At 75.2% G+C, this 545-nt stretch carries 1 protein-coding gene; it reads left to right on the forward strand.

Going from position 1 to position 545, the window contains the following annotated elements; all coding sequences use genetic code 11:
* Window positions 1–25: 25 nt before the first annotated feature.
* Window positions 26–545, forward strand: a 520-nt coding sequence (locus E6R62_RS38855; RefSeq protein WP_306432520.1) for a beta-ketoacyl synthase N-terminal-like domain-containing protein, incomplete at its 3' end; no start/stop codon positions are given.

The following is a 545-nucleotide window of genomic DNA, read 5'->3' on the forward strand; positions in this document are numbered from 1 at the left end:
GCTGCCGAGGCCGGTCTCACGGCGGATGAACCGTTCCGCCCAGTTCGCGCTGCTCGCCGCCCGCGAGGCCTGGAGCGACGCCGGGCTCGACCCCGCCGGCACCGTGGCCGCCGGCCTGCGCCCGGAGCGCGCCGGAGTGTCGATGGGCACGATCATCGGCGGGGCGCCCGTGATGGTCGAGAGCCGGCTCATCCTCGACGAGCGCGGCCCGAGGGCGGTCTCCCCGTACACCACACCCATGATCGTGCCCTCCGCCTCGGCCGCCCAGATCTCCAAGGACCTCGACATCCGGGGCGAGGCCAGGACCTTCGTGTCCGCGTGCGCGTCCGGTACGGAGGCGATCGGGCAGGCGATCGACGCCATCCGCGCCGGACGGGTCGACCTCGTGGCCGCGGGCGGCACCGAGGCCGTGATCACCCCGGAGATCCTCGCCGCGTTCGCCGCGATGCGGGCGGTCTCGACGCGCAACGACCAACCGGGCCGGGCGTCGAGGCCGTTCGACGAGGCCCGCGACGGATTCGTCCTGGGCGAGGGCGCGGGCGTCC

The organism is Streptomyces sp. A1136 (genome assembly GCF_004795055.1).
GTDB lineage: Bacteria > Actinomycetota > Actinomycetes > Streptomycetales > Streptomycetaceae > Streptomyces.